This window comes from Mesorhizobium sp. M7A.F.Ca.CA.004.12.1.1, from assembly GCF_003997835.1.
Lineage (GTDB): Bacteria > Pseudomonadota > Alphaproteobacteria > Rhizobiales > Rhizobiaceae > Mesorhizobium.
This window is the reverse complement of sequence record NZ_RZRK01000924.1, coordinates 1-2,252: the sequence shown is the minus strand read 5'-3', so window position 1 is coordinate 2,252 and position 2,252 is coordinate 1. Positions and strand designations below refer to the sequence as shown.

The 2,252-nt window shown below is 63.3% G+C and carries 2 protein-coding genes; both read right to left on the bottom strand.

All coding sequences use genetic code 11. The annotated features are described in order from the left end of the window. Positions 1-392 (bottom strand): 30S ribosome-binding factor RbfA (gene rbfA, locus EN984_RS31775; protein WP_127384226.1); only part of this gene is annotated, 392 nt, incomplete at its 3' end. A 125-nt stretch (positions 393-517) separates the two neighbouring features. Further along, on the bottom strand, positions 518-2,252 hold a 1,735-nt coding region (infB, locus tag EN984_RS31770; protein ID WP_127384225.1), incomplete at its 5' end, for a translation initiation factor IF-2.

Here is a 2,252-nt window from a genome sequence, read left to right as displayed (position 1 = left end):
TCCTCAGGACCCAGATCGCGCGCCACTACCGGCGATTTCAAGAGGTCGTTGATCCTGGCGAAATTGTCGAAGGAGGTGTCGAGCTTGAAGCGAAACTCCGGCATGAATTTCATCTGCCGCAGCGCGCCGGAGACACGGCCACGGATGAATTTCGCATGCTTGTTCAGCGCCTCGACCACCGCATCGGTATCCTTGGCGCCGAGTGGCGAAACGAAAGCGGTAGCGACCTTCAAATCGGGCGACATGCGCACTTCCGAGACCGACACCACGGTGTTCTCGATCAGCGGATCGATGATCTCGCCGCGCTGCAGGGTTTCGGACAGCGCATGGCGCACCTGTTCGGCGACGCGCAGCATGCGCTGGGATGGGCTGGATGTGGTTGGACGGGGCATTTTTCTCTATCCTGAAGCGTGAGGCGCGGGATGGGACCGTGCCGCATGTCTCATATGGGTCGTTCTCAATAGACCTCGGGCGGCGGCCTTTCGGCCACCGCCCGGTATGGACAAGTCACTCGAACTCAGAGTGTCCGGGTCACCATCTCGACGCGGAAGCACTCGATGACGTCGCCGACGCGCATGTCTTCGTAATTCTGGAAGGCCATGCCGCACTCCTGGCCGCCGGGGACTTCCGAAACTTCGTCCTTGAAGCGCTTCAGGGTCTTCAGCGTCCCTTCGTGGATGACGACGTTGTCACGGATCAGGCGCACACCCGCGCCACGCTCGACCTTGCCTTCGGTGACACGGCAGCCGGCGATCTTGCCGACCTTGGTGATGTCGAAGATCTCGAGGATCTGCGCGTTGCCGATGAAGGTCTCGCGACGCTCCGGCGACAGCAGGCCCGACAGAGCCGCCTTCACGTCATCCACGAGGTTGTAGATGATCGAGTAGTAGCGGATCTCGATGCCAGCCGCCGCTGCGGCGGCACGCGCCTGGACGTTGGCGCGGACGTTGAAGCCGATGATCGCGGCACCCGAAGTCTCCGCCAGCGACACGTCGCTTTCGGTGATGGCGCCGGCGCCGGCATGGACGATGCGCGCACGCACTTCGTCGGTGCCGAGTTTGTCGAGTGCGGCGTTGATCGCCTCGATCGAGCCCTGCACGTCGCCCTTGATGACCAGCGGGAATTCCTTCAGCCCGCTTGTCTGCAATTGCGACATCATCTGCTCAAGCGAACCGCGCTGGCCGGCATGCTTGGCAACCGCCTTCTCGCGCGCCAGCCGCTGGCGGTATTCGGTGATCTCGCGGGCACGGGCCTCGTTGTTGACCACGGCGAAGCGATCGCCGGCCTGCGGTGTGCCCTGCAAGCCAAGCACTTCCACCGGCATCGCCGGCGGCGCTTCCTTGATCTGCACGCCACGATCGTTGACCAGCGCACGCACCCGGCCCCATTCGTTGCCGGCAACAAGGATGTCGCCCGGCATCAGCGTGCCGGTCTGCACCAGCACGGTCGCGACGGGGCCACGGCCCTTGTCGAGCTGGGCTTCGATGACGACACCCTCGGCGGTACGATCCGGATTGGCCTTCAGGTCGAGAATTTCGGCCTGCAGCAGGATCGCCTCGAGCAGCTTGTCGAGATTGGTGCCCTTGGTCGCCGACACTTCGACGTCCAGAACTTCACCGCCCATGGATTCGACGAAAACCTCGTGGCGCAGCAGTTCGGAGCGCACTTTCTGCGGATCGGCATCATGCTTGTCGATCTTGTTGATCGCCACGATGATCGGAACGCCGGCCGCCTTGGCATGGCTGATCGATTCGATCGTCTGCGGCATGACGCTGTCGTCGGCGGCAACCACCAGGATGGCAATGTCGGTCGCCTGGGCGCCACGAGCACGCATCGCCGTGAAGGCGGCGTGGCCGGGCGTGTCGATGAAGGTGATCTTGTGACCGTTCTTCTCGACCTGGTAGGCGCCGATATGCTGGGTGATGCCGCCGGCTTCGCCGGAGACGACATTGGCGTTGCGGATCGCGTCGAGCAGCGAGGTCTTGCCATGATCGACGTGACCCATGATCGTCACGACCGGCGGACGCGAAACCAGGTCCTCGGCATTGTCGGCGATGTTGAACAGGCCTTCCTCGATGTCGGACTCGGCGACGCGGCGGACCGTGTGGCCGAATTCGGTAGCAACCAGCTCGGCCGTGTCGGCATCGATGACGTCGCCCGGCTTCAGGATCTGGCCCTGCTTCATGAAGAACTTGACCAGGTCGACCGCGCGCTCGGACATGCGTTGCGCCAGTTCCTGGATCGTAATGGTC